21 protein-coding genes are annotated in these 20,873 nt (G+C 40.4%); 6 read left to right on the forward strand and 15 right to left on the reverse strand.

Annotation, left to right across the window (positions count from 1 at the left end; all coding sequences use genetic code 11):
- Position 1 precedes the first annotated feature (1 nt).
- Genes PUND_RS14035 through PUND_RS14045 form a run of 3 tightly spaced genes read right to left on the reverse strand, consistent with a single transcriptional unit; the run spans position 2 to position 4,642 of the window.
- Positions 2 to 1,069, reverse strand: a complete 1,068-nt coding sequence (locus PUND_RS14035; RefSeq protein WP_010392480.1) for an efflux RND transporter periplasmic adaptor subunit — start codon at positions 1,067 to 1,069, stop codon at positions 2 to 4.
- A complete protein-coding gene (locus PUND_RS14040) occupies positions 1,059 to 4,334 on the reverse strand; it encodes an efflux RND transporter permease subunit (RefSeq protein ID WP_010392478.1) in 3,276 nt (1,091 codons plus the stop codon). The genes PUND_RS14035 and PUND_RS14040 overlap by 11 nt, the downstream gene beginning before the upstream one ends.
- A 5-nt stretch (positions 4,335 to 4,339) precedes the next feature.
- Positions 4,340 to 4,642: an ArsR/SmtB family transcription factor gene (locus PUND_RS14045; RefSeq protein WP_010392476.1), complete on the reverse strand. Its 303-nt coding sequence runs from the start codon at positions 4,640 to 4,642 to the stop codon at positions 4,340 to 4,342.
- Positions 4,643 to 4,771: 129 nt separating this feature from the next.
- On the opposite strand from PUND_RS14045, the gene PUND_RS14050 reads away from it, so the two are divergent.
- The 3 genes from PUND_RS14050 (at position 4,772) to PUND_RS14060 (ending at position 6,366) form a co-directional block, all read left to right on the forward strand.
- On the forward strand, positions 4,772 to 4,960 hold the full coding sequence (locus PUND_RS14050) for a YgaP family membrane protein (RefSeq protein ID WP_010392474.1): 189 nt from the start codon (positions 4,772 to 4,774) through the stop codon (positions 4,958 to 4,960).
- 5 nt (positions 4,961 to 4,965) lie between these two features.
- Positions 4,966 to 5,310, forward strand: a complete 345-nt coding sequence (locus PUND_RS14055) for a rhodanese-like domain-containing protein (protein WP_008115421.1) — start codon at positions 4,966 to 4,968, stop codon at positions 5,308 to 5,310.
- A 159-nt stretch (positions 5,311 to 5,469) separates the two neighbouring features.
- Positions 5,470 to 6,366 (forward strand): hypothetical protein, encoded by an 897-nt coding sequence (locus tag PUND_RS14060; protein WP_010392471.1) that lies wholly within the window; start codon positions 5,470 to 5,472, stop codon positions 6,364 to 6,366.
- A gap of 105 nt (positions 6,367 to 6,471) precedes the next feature.
- On the opposite strand, the gene PUND_RS14065 is transcribed toward PUND_RS14060, so the two are convergent.
- The 4 genes from PUND_RS14065 to PUND_RS14080 all read right to left on the reverse strand — a co-directional run bounded on the left by PUND_RS14065 (position 6,472) and on the right by PUND_RS14080 (position 8,314).
- A complete protein-coding gene (locus PUND_RS14065; RefSeq protein ID WP_010392469.1) occupies positions 6,472 to 7,014 on the reverse strand; it encodes a PH domain-containing protein in 543 nt (180 codons plus the stop codon).
- 77 nt (positions 7,015 to 7,091) lie between these two features.
- Entirely contained in the window at positions 7,092 to 7,709 is a 618-nt protein-coding gene (locus PUND_RS14070) for a LysE family translocator (protein WP_010392467.1), read from the reverse strand.
- A gap of 9 nt (positions 7,710 to 7,718) precedes the next feature.
- On the reverse strand, positions 7,719 to 7,901 hold the full coding sequence (locus tag PUND_RS14075) for a hypothetical protein (RefSeq protein WP_010392465.1): 183 nt from the start codon (positions 7,899 to 7,901) through the stop codon (positions 7,719 to 7,721).
- A gap of 14 nt (positions 7,902 to 7,915) precedes the next feature.
- Entirely contained in the window at positions 7,916 to 8,314 is a 399-nt protein-coding gene (locus PUND_RS14080) for a DUF3224 domain-containing protein (RefSeq protein WP_010392463.1), read from the reverse strand.
- An 88-nt stretch (positions 8,315 to 8,402) separates the two neighbouring features.
- Between PUND_RS14080 and PUND_RS14085 the strand changes: the two genes are divergently transcribed.
- Positions 8,403 to 10,181 (forward strand): ABC transporter transmembrane domain-containing protein, encoded by a 1,779-nt coding sequence (locus PUND_RS14085; RefSeq protein WP_010392461.1) that lies wholly within the window; start codon positions 8,403 to 8,405, stop codon positions 10,179 to 10,181.
- Between the two features lie 14 nt (positions 10,182 to 10,195).
- Here the strand turns inward: PUND_RS14085 and PUND_RS14090 are convergent, their stop codons facing one another.
- Both PUND_RS14090 and PUND_RS14095 read right to left on the reverse strand, forming a co-directional pair.
- Entirely contained in the window at positions 10,196 to 10,849 is a 654-nt protein-coding gene (locus PUND_RS14090) for a hypothetical protein (protein ID WP_010392459.1), read from the reverse strand.
- Between the two features lie 95 nt (positions 10,850 to 10,944).
- Entirely contained in the window at positions 10,945 to 11,577 is a 633-nt protein-coding gene (locus tag PUND_RS14095; protein WP_010392457.1) for a YiaD family glycine zipper/OmpA-like lipoprotein, read from the reverse strand.
- A 184-nt stretch (positions 11,578 to 11,761) separates the two neighbouring features.
- Between PUND_RS14095 and chrA the strand changes: the two genes are divergently transcribed.
- Positions 11,762 to 12,913, forward strand: coding sequence for a chromate efflux transporter (chrA, locus tag PUND_RS14100; RefSeq protein WP_010392455.1), 1,152 nt, complete (start codon positions 11,762 to 11,764; stop codon positions 12,911 to 12,913).
- On the opposite strand, the gene PUND_RS14105 is transcribed toward chrA, so the two are convergent.
- From PUND_RS14105 to speA, 4 genes are all read right to left on the reverse strand, one after another.
- A complete protein-coding gene (locus PUND_RS14105) occupies positions 12,873 to 14,132 on the reverse strand; it encodes a mechanosensitive ion channel family protein (protein ID WP_010392453.1) in 1,260 nt (419 codons plus the stop codon). The genes chrA and PUND_RS14105 overlap by 41 nt on opposite strands.
- Complete coding sequence (locus PUND_RS14110) at positions 14,129 to 15,049, reverse strand: acetyltransferase (protein ID WP_010392451.1); 921 nt, start codon at positions 15,047 to 15,049, stop codon at positions 14,129 to 14,131. Before PUND_RS14110 ends, PUND_RS14105 begins: the two co-directional genes overlap by 4 nt.
- An 18-nt stretch (positions 15,050 to 15,067) precedes the next feature.
- Complete coding sequence (locus PUND_RS14115) at positions 15,068 to 15,940, reverse strand: acyltransferase (RefSeq protein ID WP_010392448.1); 873 nt, start codon at positions 15,938 to 15,940, stop codon at positions 15,068 to 15,070.
- A 61-nt stretch (positions 15,941 to 16,001) separates the two neighbouring features.
- Positions 16,002 to 17,882, reverse strand: a complete 1,881-nt coding sequence (gene speA, locus PUND_RS14120; protein ID WP_010392446.1) for a biosynthetic arginine decarboxylase — start codon at positions 17,880 to 17,882, stop codon at positions 16,002 to 16,004.
- A 198-nt stretch (positions 17,883 to 18,080) separates the two neighbouring features.
- Here speA and speE point away from each other — a divergent pair, with 198 nt between their 5' ends.
- Positions 18,081 to 18,944 (forward strand): polyamine aminopropyltransferase, encoded by an 864-nt coding sequence (gene speE / locus PUND_RS14125; protein ID WP_010392444.1) that lies wholly within the window; start codon positions 18,081 to 18,083, stop codon positions 18,942 to 18,944.
- 65 nt (positions 18,945 to 19,009) lie between these two features.
- On the opposite strand, the gene PUND_RS14130 is transcribed toward speE, so the two are convergent.
- Both PUND_RS14130 and PUND_RS14135 read right to left on the reverse strand, forming a co-directional pair.
- Positions 19,010 to 20,248, reverse strand: coding sequence for a hypothetical protein (locus PUND_RS14130; protein WP_010392442.1), 1,239 nt, complete (start codon positions 20,246 to 20,248; stop codon positions 19,010 to 19,012).
- A complete protein-coding gene (locus PUND_RS14135) occupies positions 20,226 to 20,852 on the reverse strand; it encodes a methylamine utilization protein (RefSeq protein WP_010392440.1) in 627 nt (208 codons plus the stop codon). Before PUND_RS14135 ends, PUND_RS14130 begins: the two co-directional genes overlap by 23 nt.
- Between the last annotated feature and the right edge of the window lie 21 nt (positions 20,853 to 20,873).

The following is a 20,873-nucleotide window of genomic DNA, read 5'->3' on the forward strand; positions in this document are numbered from 1 at the left end:
ATTATTTAGTTATTGGTTGATAATCCACTGCTATTTTATCGCCAGCTTTAAGGCCCGTAATAACATGTTGCTGATTATCAAACTGCTCACCTAAGCGTACAAAGCGACGCTCAATTTTGTCAGCGCTAATGACATACATCATACTAAGCTGTCCAAAATCATGTATCCAACGAGGAGCTACCAGTACACCTTGGGTGCTTTTAAACGGTAAATGCAATTGTGCATATAACCCAGGGAGCATCCCTGGCTGTGGTTCAATTTCTAGTCGTATAAGTAAGCTACGTGCAGCGTTATCAACAACAGGTATAATTTCACTGATACTTGCGGCTGTTGTTATATCGAGCGAAGGCAAACTCACGTTTAAACGATCGCCTAATTTAAGCTTTACTGCTTGTTGCTCTCGTACATTAAAGGCAAGTTGAAGTTGCTTTGGATTGTAAAGCGTTAACAACGGTATACCAGGTGTGGCTGTATCGCCAGGTTCGGCTAAACGCTCAACAACGACACCAGATATAGGGGCTTTAATTTGCGTGTAGTTAAGTGATACTTGCGCCTGGATTTGCTGCTGCTTTGCTCCAGCTAAGTTGGCAGTTAAGTTATCAAATTTTGCTTTAGCATCATCAAGCTCACTCACTGGTACTAACCCTTTTGCCTGTAACTCAGTTACTCTAATAAGTTGCTTTTTAGCTTGGTTTAATGAGGCTTGCACCGCATTAATATTTGCCTCACTTTGTGCCAGCATCGCTTTAAAGTCATCTTGCTTAAGGGTGATCAATAAGTCACCTTGACTAACCTTATCACCGGCGCGCACTTTAAATTGCTTTACTTGTGCCATTACATTTGACGAAATTTGGGTGTTTTGTTTCGCAATTACACTCCCCGGTACATGCTCTGTTCGCGAAATAGTTTGCAGCTCAACAGTGACCACCTCACCTTGATATTGAGTAACTGGCATCTCTTTTAACCCTGCAGGTTGTTTATCACTAAAGCTACCGGCCATGTATAACACTGCTACAATAACCACAACCAATGCACTGATTGCGCCTAAAACTTTTGATTTACCCTGCATGTGCTTCTTCCTCTGGGTTTGTAAACACTAAATAATAAACAAGCGGTACAACAAATAACGAAAATACGGTAGACGCCACGATGCCAAAAATAATTGCTATGGCTAACCCGCTAAATACTGGGTCAAGTGTGATCACTAAGTTACCTAACAAAGTAGTTCCGGCGGTTAATAATACTGGGCGCATTCGTACCGTCCCTGCAGCAATAAGTGCCTCTTTTATTGCCATCCCCTGAGCACGTGCTTGGTTAATAAATTCGACTAAAATAAGTGAGTTACGAACGACAATACCTGCTAAGGCAATCATGCCTATCATCGCAGTAGCGGTAAATAATACCGGCTCAGGAGCCCCCGCTATGGTGCGTTCACCAAATTGATTGAGTAACCAAAACCCAGGCATAATACCAATCACAGTTAATGGAATAGCCGACATGATAATCAGCGATAAACTCGCCGACTGTGTTTGTACCCGTAAAATAATAAATATAGCACTGAGCGCAAAGGCAAAAGCAATGCCCATATCCCTGAACACATCAATGGTGATACGCCACTCACCTTCACCACTAAAGTTAACATCAGTTCCTTGCGGTAATTGCCATGGCGCGGTTCCACCATTATTAAAAAAGTGCCGTGTTAACCACGCGTTTTTTTCAAATCCTTCATTGCGTGCGTTCAAATCGGCATTTACATCCGCAATAACCTCTGCAGGCGTGCGTCCATTTAGTTCGGCCATCACATAAATAACGTCACGCTGATCTTTACGCATTAGTGTGTCGGCCACGTTTAATGGTTTAAACTCTCCCAGCTCTGAAAGCGACACTAAAGGTCTGGGGGCACTTGTTATACCTAACTCATTACTGGTTTTAGCTAAGTCCCTATCCCCTCTTACTTGCAGTGTAAGTAATTGTGAAAGCTGATTACGTTCGCTATAAGGCAATTGTAATTGTATAGGGACTGGCTGAGTTTCATCGCTTACGTACAACACTCCAACCTGTTGCCCCTGCGAAGCAATACTGAGTGTTTGTGCAATATTTTGGGTAGCAATAGCACTGAGCGCAGCTTTGGTTTTATCTGTAATAAAGCGCTGTAATGGCGCAGGAGCAACCAAAGAGGTATCAACCTCAACAACATGAGGTTCTTGGCGTAAACGTGCTGCAACATGTTGAGCAGCCTGCCTATGGGTATGCTCATCAACAAAGGGATCACGATACACTTCAGCAACTAAAGTACTCAACACCGGTGGCCCAGGTGGTACCTCGACCACTTTGATAACAATGCCATTTTTTGCTAAAGGAGCAAGTTGTTCGCGTAGCCGCATAACCACACCATGCGATTGATGATCTCGTGCTGATTTATCCACCAGCAATACTCTGAGCTCTGCTAAGTTAGCGGCTTCACGGCGATAATAACCACGCACCATGCCATTAAAATCCATACTGGAGGGCTGCCCAATATATGCGGCTATTTCACTTACTTCATTTAACTGCCATGTGAGGGTTTGAATCTGCTTAGTAAATGCAGCCGTGCTCTCTAGACTAGTACCCTCTGGCATATCTATAAGTACTTGCAGCTCATTTTTATTATCAAAAGGCAGGAGCTTTAATGGCACCAAGCGCATCACGGGTAACATGGCGCTGATAATAAACAATCCTAACGTTATCCATAGCACCCATTTAGCTCGCCCTTTTGAGGCAAGTAATGGACTGAGTAGTCTTTGGTATAAACCCGCTTTAGGTTCAAGATCAGGTTGTTCTAAGGTGTTTGGTTTAAGCAATTTCATTGCCAGCCAAGGAGTGACAAAAAAAGCTACCAAAGTAGACACCATGACACTAATGGGCACGTTGAACGCCATAGGTGCCATATATGGCCCCATCATGCCGGTAATAAACGCCAGTGGAATAAACGCCACCATTATAGTGAGTGTCGACATAAGCAAGGCATTTCGAATTTCGCTCATTGCGCCAACAACATGTTGTTTTTTATCGCCTTTATTATTTATGAAGCGACTAATATTATCAATACCCGTGATTGGGTCGTCTACCAGTAAGCCTAATGATAAAATAAGCGCAAATAAGGTCACCCGATTAATGGTGTAACCAAATGCAAAATCTAATGAGAGTGTAATGCCATAACAAATAGGAACCGCCAGCCCAACCACTACGGCAGGACGCCAACCTAAAAACACGCCAACAAATATCACCACAGTAAACACTGCAAACACTAAACTTGATGTGAGGTTATTTACTTTTTCATTCGCAGTTTGGCCATAATCTCTAAGTACTGTATAGCTAACTTCTGGTGGCAGTAAGGTATTTGCAAGTTCATTCATCGTGGTATGAACATCATTTGCAACAGCAACCGCATTAGTCCCTGTTTGCTTGGCTACGCTTAAAGTAACCATAGGCAGCTGCTGCTGATCAGTAGATTGCGCTAACCATTGGTAATGCTCAGTTTCACTAGGGCCATCGCTGACTGTTGCAATGTCCATCAAGTAAACACTTTTACCATTAACCACATTAACAACTAATTGCTCTACCGCTGATTGTGTTCTTAGTACATCACCTGCCTGAATTGCAATTTGCTGCTGATTATCAACCACACTCCCTACTTGAGTGAGTTGGTTTGATACATTTAATGCGTAAAAAACATCGTTTACCGTGGTTTGATGGGCAGCCAGTGCGCTGGCATTTAAATTGATGGTAAGAGTACGCGTACGCCCCGAAATTACTTTAACTTCACTGGTATGCTCAATGCGTTGTAAACTATTAGCAATTTCGTTAGCAAAACGAGTTAGTTCGTAATCACCATAGAGTTGCGGGTCTTTACTGTAGAGGCCTAACATCACAATAGGCACGTCATCTACTTCTATTGGACGAATTTGCCAACTTTTGATCACCGATGCCATTGTATGCTGATAACTATTTAATTTTGCATAGGTATCTAAAATAGCTTGCTCGCGGTTGTGCCCTACTTCAAAACGCAACGTAACCACTGTACTGTTAGTTTGTGTGGTTGAGTAAATATGCTCAACTCCCACCAGCTGAGCCAGTAACTTCTCGAGCGGTTGTGTTACTAACCTAGCGACTTCAGGCGCCTCAACGTTAGGTGCTGATACATAAATATCGAGCATGGGCACAGTAATTTGCGGCTCTTCTTCTCGAGGTGTTTGATTTAGTGCAAATACCCCAAGTAACAAAGACATCACAAAAATAACAATCGGAATGCGACCACTTAAACTACTTTTTACCGCATTGTCTATTAAGCTCATCGCACTTAGCCCTTACAAAATAACCCATACAAGGTACCAAGCAAAACGACTGCATTTTCATCAATGACACGATAATAAATTGTTTGGCTCTCGCGGCGCGTAGCCACAATATTTGCTTTACGCAACGCTGCTAAGTGCTGAGATAACGCAGACTGCGCTAATGGCACGGCTTCATTGAGCTGAGATACGCTCATTTCTGAATCTTGCAAAGAACATAAAATCATCAAGCGATTTTTATTGGCTAAAATTTTTAATAGCTGCTCGGCTTGTTCTACATTGCCGGCCATGGCAGTAAAGTCAATATTCATACTATGCTCTTATTCTAAAATAGAGTCTGAGTATAAGACGTTAGATTAGAAAAGTCTAATATTAGATTTTACTAATATAGATAAATCTAATATAGTGACTGTACTGAACTAAATAACTGGCCTACTATAATGAAGCTAAATAACGCACTCAGACTAATCGCAGGCATAATGATTATTGTGTCGCTTTTATTGCAAACTTATCATGATCCTAAGTGGATTTACTTTACAGCTTTTATCGCAGTAAATTTAATTCAATCAGCTTTTACTAGCTGGTGCCCAATGATCACTCTATTACGCAAACTTGGCTTTAAGGAATAAACACCATGCTTACCCCTATTCCAGATTTACTAAAAATAATTACTCCTAATCAGCGTCGTATTGATGCCGAACAAGCAAAGAAAGAGCTTGAGCAAAATAAAGGATTGTTGATTGATGTACGAGAACCCGCTGAACATGCCACCAAAGCAGCTATAGGCGCTATAAACATTCCTCGCGGGCTACTTGAAATGAAGCTCATGGAAATAGAAAAAGACGCAGCCCGTCCTATTTATTTACATTGCGCTAGTGGTGCGCGCGCAACATTAAGTGCTGAAGCGCTGACACGCGTAGGCTACGAAAACGTGACAGTTATTACCTGTAAAGCAGAAGATGTTTGTCAGGCATTTTAAATGCTAAGAATTAAATTACTCGGCGATCAACCGATCGCTGAGCTTTGTAACATAATCCAAATTAGAGAATTACAATGCTCAATTAAAATCAAAGATTGAAATTAATAAACTTCAAAGCTAGTGTATATAAAAAAGGAACACTCGTCTAAGGAAGACTTTATGAAAAAAGTTGCAGCTTTATTATTTTTACTCGGCATTGCTCACTCTGTAAATGCTGATGACAGCATAACCTTAATGGTATGTGAAGATTGTAATAATGACAGAGCCTCTGAACTAGCAAAAAGCAATGCACCATTAACTCAATGCCACACTACACTCTCTAATCAAAAAGCAGCGATTGCTGATCAAACATGTGATTCCAATCCGCATAAAGTTATTATTGTGGATGTCTCTGGTAACAACCATTCTGCATTTTTTGTAGGAAATCATAGTAAAAATGGGTCAGGTAAATATACAGAAGCTACGATATTAAATAAAAATGATCTTATTGCTATATCTAAACAAAAAGCAATTGATGAGCGTTTCTCAACATTTAAACACACTCTTCAGACTGAACTAGGCCTAATGTCATTTCATCAAATAAGTCAGCCTTCTCCTCTAGATAGACAAAACAACTGCCCCTCCCATATAAATAGTGCAGTAAAGGCTGTATTTGAAGAATATACATCATCACGAATTCAAAACTGGGTAAATCATAAAGTTGAAAAGAATATTAAAAACCCTGATAGCTTTTTTACATCAAAACCGATCATAGTTGGTGAAACCTTGTATCGGAATCCATGGAGTGAAATAAGTAAGAATTTAAATTTAGAAGTAAACCTTAACAACGGGAGCGACACGCAATACCGTGTTATTTTTTTAGCAAAGTGGATAAAAGAGCTAGGTGCGTTCACTTTATCGGTAAACCCTTATTTAACTTATTTAGACGGTATTGCATTAAATCACTTTAAAATATCGGCACCATCAATCTCCCATTGCTTAGAAAGTGCTCTAGATAAAAACCTGTCATCATCAATATCTTCATATATTTCGAATACTAATACTGAAGATACCTAGGATTAGCATGTTGTAGGCATCATCGGATGATGCCTACAAATAAACAAGCCAAAAAGTAATCTCTACTTAACCATATTCCATTAACTCCCTATTTAAATGACCTGATCATCTTTTTTCTTCAAGGAGTGTAACTAGCATTTGTTCGATATTTTTCACACTGTAGGCCAGCGAGCGAATAAGTTCGACTTGGCTTTGTGGCTCGTCTTGTTTTGCTTGAGCGGGTTGTTCTGCCGTGAGGTTATCTTTTTGAGTTAAAATGGCTTCACGAAATTCACTGGCATCAACTACCCCAAGTAACGATACCAACGCACCATGCCCCGACTGCCCTGCTGTTTCAAAACTTAACCGGTATAAGCCAAACATGCGCATTAGCGGCCCCTGACTCAACCCGACATCGGTGATTTTTTCTAGTGGAATCGATTTTTCTTCTTTAAATAAAATACCGCGCTTCACCACTAGCTTGCGCTCTAGTAAATCGGCCGACATAGCGGCTAATACTCGACTTGCGACTAGCCACACTAAAAGTAATACAACGGGTAAAAGCACAATAGTTACAACTGGAAAAAGGCTAAATATTGCAGCTAAACACATCCAGTACTGTTTGACTTTGCTATCAAAAGTAGCACTTTTTAAAATTATATTAGACATCGTTTTATCACTTTTAAATTATAGTTTTTTTAAGTTACATTAATTACCAACTGTACGCAATTCAATCACTTTGATAGTTAAAATCCAATAACCACTTTAATCGCAAGCGCGATAAATACCGCACCTAACAGCCTATCTAACCAGATATTTTGCTTAGTAAAACCAAAGCGCTTTTTAGACACCTCAGTAAGTAGAGCCACCAGTAGATACCAGCCAGTATCAATGACAAAAACCGTTAAGCACATAATAACGCCAATATTTAAAGTAAGGTTCTCTGGGTCGATAAATTGTGAAAATAACGCCAAAAAGAAAATTGCTAGTTTGGGGTTTAAAAATGCAATGGCAAAGCCATCTTGTAACGCCTTAGAGCTGCTCACTTCGCTTTGCTGAATGTTTAGCTCGCTGTCGTTGGGCTTTGAAAATAGTATTTTCAAACCTAAATATGCTAAATAGGCTGCCCCTAAATACACTAAAAATTGGTACACAGTAGGAAATTGCAACATCAATGCGCCTAACCCCAACAATGAAGCCGCTGCATATAATCCCACTCCAAAACCATGGCTTAACGCTGCCAGCATGCCATTTTTCATGCCACCGCTTAAGCTATGCTTTAATACCACAGCTAAACTGGGCCCGGGCGACATTGCGCCCATCATGCACACCAATGCTAAGCTCAACCATAATGATAACGCCATTAGTAACCCTTATATTTCTTCATTTTCAATAAGTAATGTATAACCATGCACTTGCCCATAAAAGCCTGTTAATGGCACTGCGTTTATTACTTTCCAACCGTCTTGGTTTAATTCCTGTATGCGATCATTTAGTGCGACTATATCTACCCCACCCAAAAAACGGGCCTTTCTGAATTCGATTACTTTTTGCATTATAAATACCTGCTTTATAGACTGTATTTAAAATCATAATGGTGAATACCTTGCTCTATGCGTATCGCCATACTGCCTGTTAATCCTGCGAGCTCATCAGTGCCTGAGTCGGGCACCACTTTTAAAATTAAGCTGTCTTGGCCTTTGTCCATAGTACCAAAGTGCTGCAGTACAAAACTGCCTTTCTTGCCCTCAAGCTCGCCTATCACTTGCTCTATTGCAACATAGCCAGCGCTGCCTTGGGTGGGAGTCATGGCGCTAAGCATTTCGCCTTGGCTAGTTGCCGTTAAGCTACCAGTAAATTGTTTATCAATCGACATCCGACCTAAATTAACGCCTTGCTGCCCATGTGCATACCCTTCTATAGGCGCTAATGTAACGGTAAACTCGCCTGTTATCTGTTTAGTTGTCATAATTTTTCCCTATTGATGATTTTTAATACTATTGATTTTTAATCTATTGATGCCATATCTATACCTTAATCATCAATAAGAATCTACTATGCCTACAGACAAGCCTGCTTCAGATAAAGCCGCCTTTAGCGCTTTATTCCCTATATTCAATTTTATTAAGCCTTATAAATGGGTGGTTTTAGGGGCTCTAGTGGCGTTACTTGCCACCGCAGGAGTTAACCTATCGTTAGGCCAAGGCGTTAAGTTTGTGATTGATCATGGCTTTATTGCCGGCTCGCAAGCGCAGTTACAACAAGCTGTTTTGGTATTAATTGGCTTGATCAGTTTATTGGCGGTGGGCACATTCAGCCGATTTTATTTAATGTCGTGGATTGGCGAGCGAGTCAGTAATGACATTAGAAAAGCTGTATTCAATCGTATTGTTACTTTGCATCCGAGTTATTTTGAAGAAAATCGCAGCGGCGAGCTGATGTCACGGCTCACCACCGACACCACCTTGTTACAATCTATTATCGGCTCATCATTTTCTATGGCGCTGCGAAGCGCGCTAATGTTAGTCGGTGGTTTAATTATGCTGCTTGTAACTAATTTAAAGCTTACCTTGGTCGTTGTGGCCTGCGTTCCTTTAGTATTGGTGCCTATGTTAGTTTTTGGAAAAAAAGTACGCAAGCTAGCAAGCTCGAGCCAAGATGCGATTGCAGATATCAGCACCTACGCGGGTGAGATCATTCAAAACATAAAAGTAGTACAGAGTTATAGCCATGAACAACAAGAGCAATCTGCTTTTGCACTTGAAACCGAAAAAGCCTTTAACGTTGCCAAAAGCCGCATTAAACAGCGCTCGTTTTTAATTGCAGCAGTTATTTTTCTTACCTTTAGTGCTATTAGTGCCATGCTCTGGGTAGGCGGTAGTGATGTGCTCGCAGGCACTATGACGGGCGGTGAACTTGGCGCGTTTGTATTTTATGCCATTATGGTGGCCATGTCGGTTGCCACCGTCGCAGAGGTTTACGGTGAACTACAACGCGCCGCAGGGGCCGCTGCCCGACTGCTTGACCTGCTCGCCGTTAAAAGTAAAATACAAAATCCCGAAATCCCACAAGATGATCAGTTGCATACAACTACCAGCAACAGTGCAATTTCACTTGAAGGTATTAGTTTTAATTACCCTTCTCGCCCAGATGTAAGCGCATTAAATAATATCAGCTTAAATATTGAAACAGGTAAAACTGTGGCTATTGTTGGCCCTTCCGGTGCCGGTAAAACCACCTTGTTTGAACTGTTACAGCGTTTTTATGACCCTGCCAGCGGAGCGATTAAGTTTCATAATATAAATATTAAACAGTTGTCATTAAATACCTTGCGTAACAAAATGGGGATGGTGGCACAAAACCCGATTTTATTTAGCTCTGATGTTATGCATAACATTCGCTATGGAAACCCAAGCGCCAGTGACGAGCAAGTTTATACGGCCGCCAAACATGCCCATGCTGATGAATTTATAAAACAGTTACCACAAGGCTATAACAGCTTCTTAGGTGAACAAGGTGTAAGGCTATCGGGTGGGCAAAAGCAGCGTATTGTTCTTGCTCGCGCCATTTTAAAAGACCCAGAAATACTGCTACTTGATGAGGCTACCAGCGCGCTTGATGCGCAAAGCGAGCATCATGTTCAGGCCGCACTTGAACACTTAATGCAAAATAGAACAACGCTGATTATTGCCCATAGACTGGCCACGGTAAAACATGCCGATATGATTGTGGTAATGGAAAATGGCGAAATAAAAGCTACAGGCACTCATCAGCAATTAATGGCAAGTAACCCTTTGTATCAAAAACTATGTGAATTACAGTTTAATTTAGATTGATTGCATTTTAGTTGCTACTTCTTTTTAAGCCATTTATTCATTGCGGTATCGTAAGCCTCAGTTAGCTTAGTTTTATCGCACTTTACACCAGCTATGTAACTTTCGGGCAAGTCATTTTTTGGCATAACCCCTGCACCAACGGATACCTTTCTAAAACAGCTATCACCTCGTCGATAAGTGGTAAATTGCATATTTTGCTGCTCTATTTTTAATAGTGGCTTTACCTTGCCTGCATGCTCTTTTGGGACTGTAATACGCTTTTTCTGAGGGTCACTCTTTGCAGTATCAGAATAGCCAGTTTGTTGCTGTAAAATACTGTTGAGTCCTTTGTTTAAATCGATCTTTTTGTAAGGCTTTAAAATTACAGACTGGGTATTTTTAGTGCTGATCTTTACCGGCTCAGTCGTTTTATCTGTTTTTTTATTAATCGCATTTAATGATTTTGATTGGGTTGCATTGTCAGGCTCAATTGAGTTGATTTCTGAATTCACATTTTTGTTAGCGCGTTGTTGTATTGCTTTAATTTTGGCAGGCACACTTACCATATAAGCTTTAATTGGGGTTGATTGTGGCGGCTTTATTTTAGGTGCTTTTAATGAGGCAACAAAAAACAAAACTAATCCATGTAAACATACCGATAAAATAATTGCCGTGCGCCACGCTGCCATAAATATGTCCTTATCGAAGAACTATTTGTGACAGCTAACGCAGGCAAAAGTGCCATTAAAATATACAAAACCACGCATTTGCGCGGTTTTAGCTATTAACCTTGTGTATTAGGCACTATTTGAATTTCGACGCGGCGGTTTTGCGCGCGACCATTCGCGGTATCGTTAGTGGCAATTGGGCGTGATTCACCAAAGCCGCTCGTGCTTACTCGTGCAGCCATAATTTGTTGGTTTACCAAGTAATTTTTTACACTTTGTGCACGCTGCTCTGAAAGAGTCATATTGTAACTATCTTTGCCCGTGCTGTCGGTGTGACCTTCAACACTTAAGTAGGTTTTTTCGTATTTATTCATTACACTTGCTATCGCATTTAGAGTGTCATGAAAGCCCGATGAAATATAAGATTGATCAGTCGCAAACGTAATATTAGATGGCATCACTAAGCGTAAGTTATCACCTTCACGTACCACTTCAACTCCCGAACCTGCTAGTTCATCACGAAAAGCAGCCTCTTGTTTATCCATGTAATCACCTACAGCTGCACCCGCTAGCGCACCAATAGCTGCACCAATAAAAATACGTTTATCTTTGTGGTTACCTGTAGCTTTACCTAAAATTCCCCCTGCTGCAGCACCAATGGCGGCGCCTTTACCCGTGTTATTCATTTCACAGCCAGAAAGTAATACAGCAACGACAGTGACACTTAAAAGTGATTTAGTTAACATCATGGTAATTTCCTATTCATTTAGAGTTTATTATTGCGATTATGCAAACATTTGTATGAACCAAAAATGAAGAGTAACGTAAAACACGTATTATTACTTACCTCATACGGACTAATGATAGCGTTTCATAAAAATGTCATACTTATTTGTGACAATTTAATGATTTATCAAAAAGGCGATGGCCACTATGTTAATTGCGATTTTTAGGCAGTTTTTTTTGCTTGGCTGCATGAGTTTTGGCGGCCCTGCCGCCCATTTAGGTTACTTTAAACATCACTTTGTTGATTCGCTGCGCTGGTTAAGTATCAGTCGCTATTCACAGCTAATAAGCCTCAGCCAAGCTCTGCCTGGCCCTGGTTCTAGTCAGGTTAGCTTTGCAATTGGAGTAGAGCGTGCAGGTGTAATCGGTGGTATCACCGCATTTATTGGTTTTACCTTGCCTTCTTTTTTAATAATGACACTGCTTGCTATTAGTGCTCACCAATTTGACGCCGTTTATTTTGCTGTGATCACCGGATTGAAGCTATTTGCCGTAGTAATTGTTGCCGATGCGACCCTTAGTATGGCCAAAAGCTTTTGCAGCAATCTAATCCTTAAGCTAATTGCAGTTATAAGCACCCTAGCTCTTGTTCTACTGCCGATGTTAAGTACACAAATTATTATTTTACTGATTGCGGCCGCAGTCGGCGCTATCTGGCCACTCTTAAAATTAAGTGATTTATCACAGCAAACTAGCAGTGATCAGAGGAAAGTTAACTGGGTTGCACTTAGTTTATTTGCGCTACTGCTTGGAGTTAGCTTTATTCCAATAGGGCAAGAATTTGCGTTATTTGCGCCTTTTTACCAAGCTGGTGCTATGGTATTTGGTGGCGGGCATGTTGTGTTGCCAGTACTTCAAGCGGGTGTGCCAACGTTAAGTGATGATCAATTTTTAACGGCTTACGCCAGTGCTCAGGCTATACCTGGGCCTATGTTTACAATAGCCACCTACTTAGGCGCGCAGCTAAATACCGAGCAGCCAATAATGGGCGCAATCATAGCTACATTATTGATATTTACCCCAGGGTTTTTACTGATGTTGGCATTTCAGAAAAGCTGGATTAATTTAGCCACTAAGCCCCGCTTTGCCAGCTCAATTGCCGCGCTTAATGCCGCCGTGGTTGGTTTTTTAGCTGCAGCATTGTATTCGCCCATTTGGACTTCAGCTATTAATAGTGTGTGGCATATTGCATTAGTGATTGCTGCATTTGCGTGGCTACGTATGAAAAAGCCACCTATTTGGTGGCTATTATTGCTCTTTATTGGTGTTGGCCTTGGACAGCATTATTGGGCACTTTAATACTAGGTTTGCCCGCCATATTCACCCCGTCAGCTGGGCTTAACTGCCCACTAACACTTTGATAAGCGCGCAGTCCAAACACCGGTAATACGGCCAGTAAATGATCCATAATTTCAGCTTGTAAATGCTCGTACGATATCCAACGTTTGTCTTCACTAAAGCAGTAAAACTCAATCGGGAGGCCATGGTTAAGCGGTTGTAGTTCACGCACCATGAGTGTGAGCGAGGTATTGATTTTACTGTGTTGTTTTAAGTAACCCTCTGCATAGCGACGAAATAGCCCTAAGTTAGACACCGGATCGGGAAGTGTGCCTAGTCGAATATATTCTTGCAGTGGTATTACCGCTTCTATTTGCGCTTTAAAGTCATCATCAACTAAAAAGATGCTGTTCATATCAATGTTTAAAGAACGTTTAATACGTCGCCCACCAGACTCCTGCATACCGCGCCAGTTTTTAAATGAACCGGCCACCAGCATATAAGTGGGTATAGTCGTTATGGTGTTGTCCCAGTTACGCACTTTTACAGTATTAAGTCCTAAATCAATTACTTCGCCATCGGCGCCGTAGTTATCTACTTGGATCCAGTCTCCATAGGTCACTAAGCGGTTGGCAGCAATTTGAATGCTGGCGACAAAACCTAATATGGTGTCTTTAAATACTAATAAAGTAACAGCGGCGATCGCACCAAAACCAGAAAGAATATAAGTCGGCGATTTTTCAAGCACAATACTAACAATTAATATTGAACACACAATAAAGGTGATCAGCTTCACTACTTGAATTAGCCCTTGAATAGGCACTTCGCGGGCAAAGTCTAGTTGGTTATAAATAGCGCCAGCAATGCTCACTATGCTGCTAATAATAAAACCTATATAAATAATTAATAATGCTTGGCCAATGGTTTTAAGGATCTCTTGGGCAATTTCATTAATGGGGTAAACACTATCAAATGTGGCTAAAAAAAGTACACAGCATAACAAGCAAGCAATTCGTTTATTCAGCTTGGTCAACATAGGTGACAATGAACCAATACGCTCAGGAGAGAGTTTAGTCACCACCTTTTGAATACCCGGTAACATTAAGCGACGCGTAAATAAGTAAACAAATAATAAAGAAAGGATGCCAATGGATGAGGCAGTGATTGCACTGAGAAAAAAAGCATCGGGGACTTTTTCAAACCAAGGAGTAATTAGCTCCTGTAGGTGTGTTTTGGTCATGGTATTTCAATTTCCTTACTGGGAGTTAATTCAGTACTAGCTTGCTGAATATGAAGAGCGCTTAATTGCTTATCTTTTTTTATCCATAAATTATTTAAATATTGCTGAAACTCGGCTCTAAATGCGTGATCTGTTTGGTAACTGCCAATCATTTGTGTATTTATCGGCATCACCTCAATTGTAATGTTAATAGACTCTAGTTCGCCTTTTAAAATATTACGACACACATGATCTGACTTACCGCTATACACTAAACTAGTGTTAAGCATAGCGTCAAATTGCTCGTTTAAAACTTCTAAGGCAAAAGCAGTTCCACCAGCCTTAGGCTTTAATAAATGCTGAAAAGGACTTTGTTGATGCTTATGCTTTTGCGCTGTAAAACGCGTACCTTCTACAAAGTTCACTATGGTTGTAGGGTGATGACGAAAATTACGGCAACTACGCTTAGTACGCTCGACATCTAGGCCTTTTAAACTGGGATTTTTTGCCAATTGCGCTTTGCTCACCCGTTTCATAAAGGGCATACCCATTGCCCACGCACCAGTGCCTATAAATGGCACGTATTTAAGCTCATCTTTTAAAAAAAACTTAGGAGCTGGTAATGCATTTAACGAGCTTAATACCGCAATATCAAGCCAGCTAATATGATTACTAATTAGCAAATACCAGCTATTAGCATTTACCTCCCCACTAATATTAATTTTAATATCATTACAGCCTAGCCAAAGCCCTAAGCGGTTACCTTTACACCACCCCTTGTACGCACCGTGTAATAATTTACTTACTACGGGTATGGGCAAAACCAATTTAATTAACCCAAGGGTAAGCACTAATGCGCCAAATATTATTAAATTAGCAAATAAAACACAGCCAACAATTAAGCCATTTAACCAATTAGGTAACCATTTTTTTAGCATAACTGTCAGCTCATTTTGTTATTTTTGTTTTAAATTAACCAACGTCTGGTTCTTTTCTTCCCACACGCGATTTAATTCCGTTTGAAAACGTACTCTAAAGTCAGGATCATTAGTGTAATCACCAATTAAGTCCTCACTAACGCCTTTTACTTCAACATGTACATCAATGTGTTTTACTTTACCGGCTGCAAAATCCATAAAAGTAGGAATGCCCTCAGGGTAATGAATAGTGACATTTACCACCTTAGAAATTTGCTCACCCATAGCTTGCATTACAAACGCCACACCACCCGCTTTCGGTTTAAGTAAGTGAGGAAACGGGCTATTTTGGCGCGCATGCTTTTGCGCTGTAAAACGCGTACCTTCAACAAAGTTAACCACACTAACCGGCATTTCTTTAAATTTTTCACACGCTTTACGAGTCGTTTCTAAATCTTTACCACGCAATTTAGGATTCTTTTTTAATTGGCTTTTACTGGTGCGGGTCATAAAAGGAAAGTCGAGCGCCCACCAACACAAACCTAAAACAGGTACGTAAATAAGCTCTTTTTTCAAAAAGAAATTTAAAAAAGGTATTTTGCGGTTAAACACTCGCTGTAACACTAAAATATCCACCCAGCTTTGGTGGTTCGCAATAACTAGGTACCAATCTTTCAATTTTAGCTCTTCTAGACCGGTTACATTTAGCTTTGTTGGCGTTAATAACGTTTGATTTAAGGTGTTAAACGTCACCCAAATAGAGGCACATTGCTTGGCTGTCCAGCTCATTAATTTTTGAAGTCCCTTAATTGGGATTAGCTTAACGATGCCACAAATAAAAATAGGTACAAACCAAAAAAGAGTGTTTATTGTGTAAAAGAAAATACTAAATACACTGCGAATAACTGACATTACTTCTATTCCTTTAAACATCGCGCAGCCACAAATGACCGCGCTTAACTATGCAACTAAATTAATCTTCAAAATAGGTGTAGCCTTCAAGCCCTGCATTGAGCTCGGCTAAGTAACCTTCTTTACAGTGATCTGATACATCAAGTTCGTTAATTTGAGTGGCAAAGTTATCAGCTAATAACTCGCTATCATAATCAACAAATTTTAATACATCCTTAACGCTGTCACCTTTGATGGCATTGGTTAATACATACCCTTGCTCATTAAGCTCAACATGAACTGAATCGGTATCACCAAATAGGTTATGTAAGTCACCTAAAATCTCTTGGTATGCCCCTACCATAAACATCGCAATATGATACTGCTGACCTTGTGTATATTCAGGAATAGGTAAACTGGTTTCAATTCCTGCACCTTCAACGTACTCACGTATTTGCCCGTCAGAATCACAAGTAATGTCTTGGATAATAGCGCGCTGAGTAAGCGGCTGCGTTAGGTTTTCGATGGGCATAACCGGAAATAACTGCTGAATGCCCCACACATCGGGTAACGACTGAAATAATGAAAAATTCACAAACAGTTTATCAGCTAGTTTTTCGTTTAAATCATCCAGCACTTCGCGGTGAGCTCGTGCATTAGAGCTTAATGAAGCTCGAACGCGATGTAAAATAGTAAAGTAAAGCTGCTCTATTTTCGCCCACTCTAGCATGCTCACTAAACCATGTACGTATTGATCGTGTGCTTCACTAAATAAGTGCATTGCATCATGATAAATCTCTAATGCCATACGCGGGTTCAAACGTTGTAAACACTGCCACATTTCATCCAATACTAAGGCACTGTTTTTAACAGGTGGTTCTGGGTTTAAATGATTTGGCGCTTTTTCAACATCAATCACATCGGTAATAAGCACCGCATGATGTGCAGTAAGAGCACGGCCAGATTCGGTAATAATTGCAGGGTGAGCTAAGTTATGTTGGTCGCACACCTCGGCAAATGCATTTACTACATTACGCGCATATTCTTCGACTGTGTAGTTCATTGAGCAAGCACTACGTGAGCCTGAACCTTCGTAGTCAACGCCAAGCCCGCCACCCACATCAACAGTATTGAGCGGTACACCGTATTGAGTTAATTCAGCAAAATGGCGAGCACATTCGCGCAAAGCACGATGAATATCGCGAATATTGGCAATTTGAGAACCAATATGAAAATGTACCATCTGCATTAAATGCAACTTGTTATGTTGCTTGAGCACTTCCACTGCACTGAGTACTTGTCCTGCAGTTAAGCCAAACTTACCTTTTTCACCACCGGTATTTTGCCATTTACCTTTACCAACCGAATTTAAGCGAATGCGAATACCAATAGCAGGCTCAATACCTAAATTATCAATTTCTTCCAGCAGTGTGGTTAGCTCAGAGAGTTTTTCAACCACAATTTTAACGCTGTGCCCCATTGCTTGACCAATACAGGCTAAACGTAAAAATTCACTGTCTTTGTAGCCGTTACATACAATAGTAATAGGCTCTTTTGCCACACCTAAAATTGCCATTAGTTCAGGTTTAGAACCGGCTTCAAGCCCCACTAAACCACTTGGGTGTGCTAAAAGCTTACTTACTACAGAACGCTGTTGATTTACTTTTATAGGGTAAACACAGGTGTATTTACCATTATATTCACGGTTGCTTCGCGCTTGAGTAAACGCATTGGTGAGCGTATCTACACGGTTTTTTAAAATATCGGTAAAGCGCACCAATACTGGTAAGGTTAATCCTTGCTGTTTAAATTGCTCAGTAAGCTGGCTTAAAGAAATGGCAGGTTTTGTTTGGTCGCCATCCGGATAGGCTATCAATTCACCTTGTGCGTTAATATCAAAATAACCATCGCTCCAATGAGCAACATTGTATGTAGCACGTGCTGTTTCTAAACCCCAAGTCATGGCAACTCTTCTTTATTAAATTAGGTGTAAAGGGGCATTTTAATACGTCACTATCTGCTAAGCTAACAAAAATTGAACTTTCCCCTCTTTATAGCTAACTTTATTCGCTAAAGAGAGTAAAATTTGATTGAGCAATAGCCCAAGCACTGGCAGAATTGCCTCCTTTTTTCATACTCAACCAAAAGTGTAACAACAACTATGGCAAATTTAGATCAAAGTAAGTGGTTTACTGAAATTAGCGACCGCGATGGCAGCGCATTTTCATTACGTATTAACAAAAAGTTAGATGAAAAACAGTCTCCTTTTCAAAAAGTAGAAATGTTTGAAACCACAGACTTTGGTAATTTAATGATCATTGATGGTTGCACTATGGTGAGTAGCCGTGAAAACTTTTTTTATCATGAAATGATCAGCCACCCAGCATTACTAGCACACCCAAACCCTAAAAATGTGGTTATTATTGGCGGCGGCGATTGCGGTACATTACGTGAAGTACTCAAGCACCCAAGTGTAGAAACTGTGACACAAATCGATATTGACGAAGTAGTTACCCAAATGTCGTTAAAGTACTTCCCAGAGTTATGTGAATCAAATAACGATCCACGTGCCACTGTGATGTTTGACGATGGCATTAAATATATGCGCGAAGCAGCTGGTGAGTCTATTGATGTGGTGATTGTTGATGGAACTGATCCGGTAGGCCCTGGTGAGGGTTTATTTAACCATGCGTTTTATACTAGCTGTTTAAACGCACTTCGCCCTGGTGGAATACTCGTACAACAAAGTGAATCGCCATTAATGCATATGCCACTTCTGGTTGAAATGCGCGAAGCGATGCTAAGTGTTGGTTTTAACGACTTGCAAACTCTTCCATTCCCACAACCTATTTATCCAAGTGGGTTGTGGTCGGTGACGCTAGCTCGCAAATCTGAAGTATTTAACGGTTTTAGAGAAGACGGCGCAGCCATAATTGCTGAGCATAGTGAATACTACAATGGCGGCATTCATCACGGTGCACTCGCAACACCTAATTACATGAAACGCGCTTTTGACAAAAAATAAAAAGCCATTAATACAAAGTAGGGCTCACAAGAGCCCTTATCTGTTTCAATTTGTTATTCTTCCAACTAAAACCGAAACTGAGCATTTAATGCTATTTGCTGCTGCGATATTCTCGATGCTTTATTCATAGCTACTCGGTTATCTGCTTGGCTATGAAGCGCTGACCCCTCAACACCTATTTGCCATTGTGGTGTAAGCTGATAACGCCAAGTTGCTGTTAGTCCCTCGCCATGACTAGCATTAGGGTCAAACTTCCAATCGTCTTTGTCTGTCACCTCAAAATAATCGTAACGTACTGAGAAACGGTGGCGTTTTATTTTATGACTCAATAATGCAAAATGACTATAAAATCGAGTATCAACGCCGCGGTTTTGACCCATAGCCGTACCACCCGACATTATTTGGATAATTAATCGTGTTTTCGGTGTAAATTTATTTAGCCATGCGACACTTAAAAATCGAGTATCCCAGGCATATTGACCCGTATTATAATTAAGAGCGCCAGGGTCACCATTGTTATCATAGTAGTACACTCGCAACTGAGACTTTTTTAAATAATCCCAATGTCCACCAACGTAATAACCAAATCGCCCATCGACCTCTTCAAACGGTAAAACTTGGTTTGCTTGAAATTGTAACTGTGGAGTATTTAAAGACGCAACAGGCGCAAAAGCGAGAGCCTCATTAAGTGTTGTTTGGCGATCATGCAAAGCAAAGCCTCGCCAAGCGAGTAATGTCCCCGCAGGATCGTTACCTTTAAATGTCGCACCAACCAAACTAAAACTATGGGCACTATTAAAATTACGGGCTGGGCGTTTAATTGTTGCTTCAACACCTAGCGTTCGCAGCTCTTCACCTACCCAAGAGTTAATTGCCGAATTGGTATAGTTATATGCAGATAACCAGCCCATATCAGGGTTTTCTAATGACAATTGTGGATAAAAGCCACCCACTTTAATATGCCATTTATAATCACTGCGAACTAAAGGTTTATATTGCAGATAAGCCTGACTAACCCCCAAGGTACTTTTTGGGTCTTGATATAAATTAACTACAGCATGGGCAGACCAACTAGAACTTATATCTGCACTTAAATCAATAATTCCCTGAGATAAAACCACACCTTGATTAGCCGCATCATGGCGATATAAACCAATTCCACCCTCTTGCCAGCTTAGTTGTGAATCAGCTTGCACTGCCCTTACTTGCAGCAAACCTTTAACTTGTGCGTTGGCTGAAAAAACACTCAACAAGCAAATAACAACGGCTAAGCCCAATAGACTATTCATAATCGTCAAACTCATCAACTTCAACCCTAATAGGCAAAGTTAGTTTTTGTTTTAACTGATAACTTAATTTATTGTTAGTTATAACAACTTCTTGCGACTCTATGTTGCTAATATCTCTAAAGCCTTCATGCCAAACATTTAGTTTATAGGCTCCATTTGGGATATCGAACGATGCAAGGCCCTGCTCATTGGTGATTGCATAATATGGGCTATCTACAACAACAATGTAACCCAACATCCAATCATGAATATTACAACCAAGCTCCACAACTCCTGTTTGTTCAAATGTAATTGGATCTTGTGGTTGTTCTCGATAAAGCTTTAATTCAAATGTTTTGCTTTTAGAAAATGAATACACGTGATGCATTATCGAGTCAGCATTAGGAAATTCAACTTGGCTGTTTTTTTCAACGACTAAGATATGTGGTGTAAATTGGCGATTTTTTTGTGTCATAGTGAAAAGTGATTTATTTATATTCACGCCAGAGGCTTGCTCTGGAGCTAACCAAACAACAACATTTTCTTGAACTTTTTGGTTGTTATTATAAACAGTAACCGTTGCTGCACTACTCTTAAAAACAATGATACAACCTAAAATAGCGAGTAAAATTTTCAGCATATTTTCTTCTTGTTAAATTCT

It is taken from the genome of Pseudoalteromonas undina (genome assembly GCF_000238275.3).
Lineage (GTDB): Bacteria > Pseudomonadota > Gammaproteobacteria > Enterobacterales > Alteromonadaceae > Pseudoalteromonas > Pseudoalteromonas undina.

Coding starts and splice junctions, on each gene's coding strand:
- PUND_RS14035 (WP_010392480.1), bottom strand. CDS start 1,069: ATGCAGGGTAAATCAAAAGTTTTAGGCGCAATCAGTGCATTGGTTGTG.
- PUND_RS14040 (WP_010392478.1), bottom strand. CDS start 4,334: ATGAGCTTAATAGACAATGCGGTAAAAAGTAGTTTAAGTGGTCGCATT.
- PUND_RS14045 (WP_010392476.1), bottom strand. CDS start 4,642: ATGAATATTGACTTTACTGCCATGGCCGGCAATGTAGAACAAGCCGAG.
- PUND_RS14050 (WP_010392474.1), top strand. CDS start 4,772: ATGAAGCTAAATAACGCACTCAGACTAATCGCAGGCATAATGATTATT.
- PUND_RS14055 (WP_008115421.1), top strand. CDS start 4,966: ATGCTTACCCCTATTCCAGATTTACTAAAAATAATTACTCCTAATCAG.
- PUND_RS14060 (WP_010392471.1), top strand. CDS start 5,470: ATGAAAAAAGTTGCAGCTTTATTATTTTTACTCGGCATTGCTCACTCT.
- PUND_RS14065 (WP_010392469.1), bottom strand. CDS start 7,014: ATGTCTAATATAATTTTAAAAAGTGCTACTTTTGATAGCAAAGTCAAA.
- PUND_RS14070 (WP_010392467.1), bottom strand. CDS start 7,709: ATGGCGTTATCATTATGGTTGAGCTTAGCATTGGTGTGCATGATGGGC.
- PUND_RS14075 (WP_010392465.1), bottom strand. CDS start 7,901: ATGCAAAAAGTAATCGAATTCAGAAAGGCCCGTTTTTTGGGTGGGGTA.
- PUND_RS14080 (WP_010392463.1), bottom strand. CDS start 8,314: ATGACAACTAAACAGATAACAGGCGAGTTTACCGTTACATTAGCGCCT.
- PUND_RS14085 (WP_010392461.1), top strand. CDS start 8,403: ATGCCTACAGACAAGCCTGCTTCAGATAAAGCCGCCTTTAGCGCTTTA.
- PUND_RS14090 (WP_010392459.1), bottom strand. CDS start 10,849: ATGGCAGCGTGGCGCACGGCAATTATTTTATCGGTATGTTTACATGGA.
- PUND_RS14095 (WP_010392457.1), bottom strand. CDS start 11,577: ATGATGTTAACTAAATCACTTTTAAGTGTCACTGTCGTTGCTGTATTA.
- chrA (WP_010392455.1), top strand. CDS start 11,762: ATGTTAATTGCGATTTTTAGGCAGTTTTTTTTGCTTGGCTGCATGAGT.
- PUND_RS14105 (WP_010392453.1), bottom strand. CDS start 14,132: ATGACCAAAACACACCTACAGGAGCTAATTACTCCTTGGTTTGAAAAA.
- PUND_RS14110 (WP_010392451.1), bottom strand. CDS start 15,049: ATGCTAAAAAAATGGTTACCTAATTGGTTAAATGGCTTAATTGTTGGC.
- PUND_RS14115 (WP_010392448.1), bottom strand. CDS start 15,940: ATGTCAGTTATTCGCAGTGTATTTAGTATTTTCTTTTACACAATAAAC.
- speA (WP_010392446.1), bottom strand. CDS start 17,882: ATGACTTGGGGTTTAGAAACAGCACGTGCTACATACAATGTTGCTCAT.
- speE (WP_010392444.1), top strand. CDS start 18,081: ATGGCAAATTTAGATCAAAGTAAGTGGTTTACTGAAATTAGCGACCGC.
- PUND_RS14130 (WP_010392442.1), bottom strand. CDS start 20,248: ATGAGTTTGACGATTATGAATAGTCTATTGGGCTTAGCCGTTGTTATT.
- PUND_RS14135 (WP_010392440.1), bottom strand. CDS start 20,852: ATGCTGAAAATTTTACTCGCTATTTTAGGTTGTATCATTGTTTTTAAG.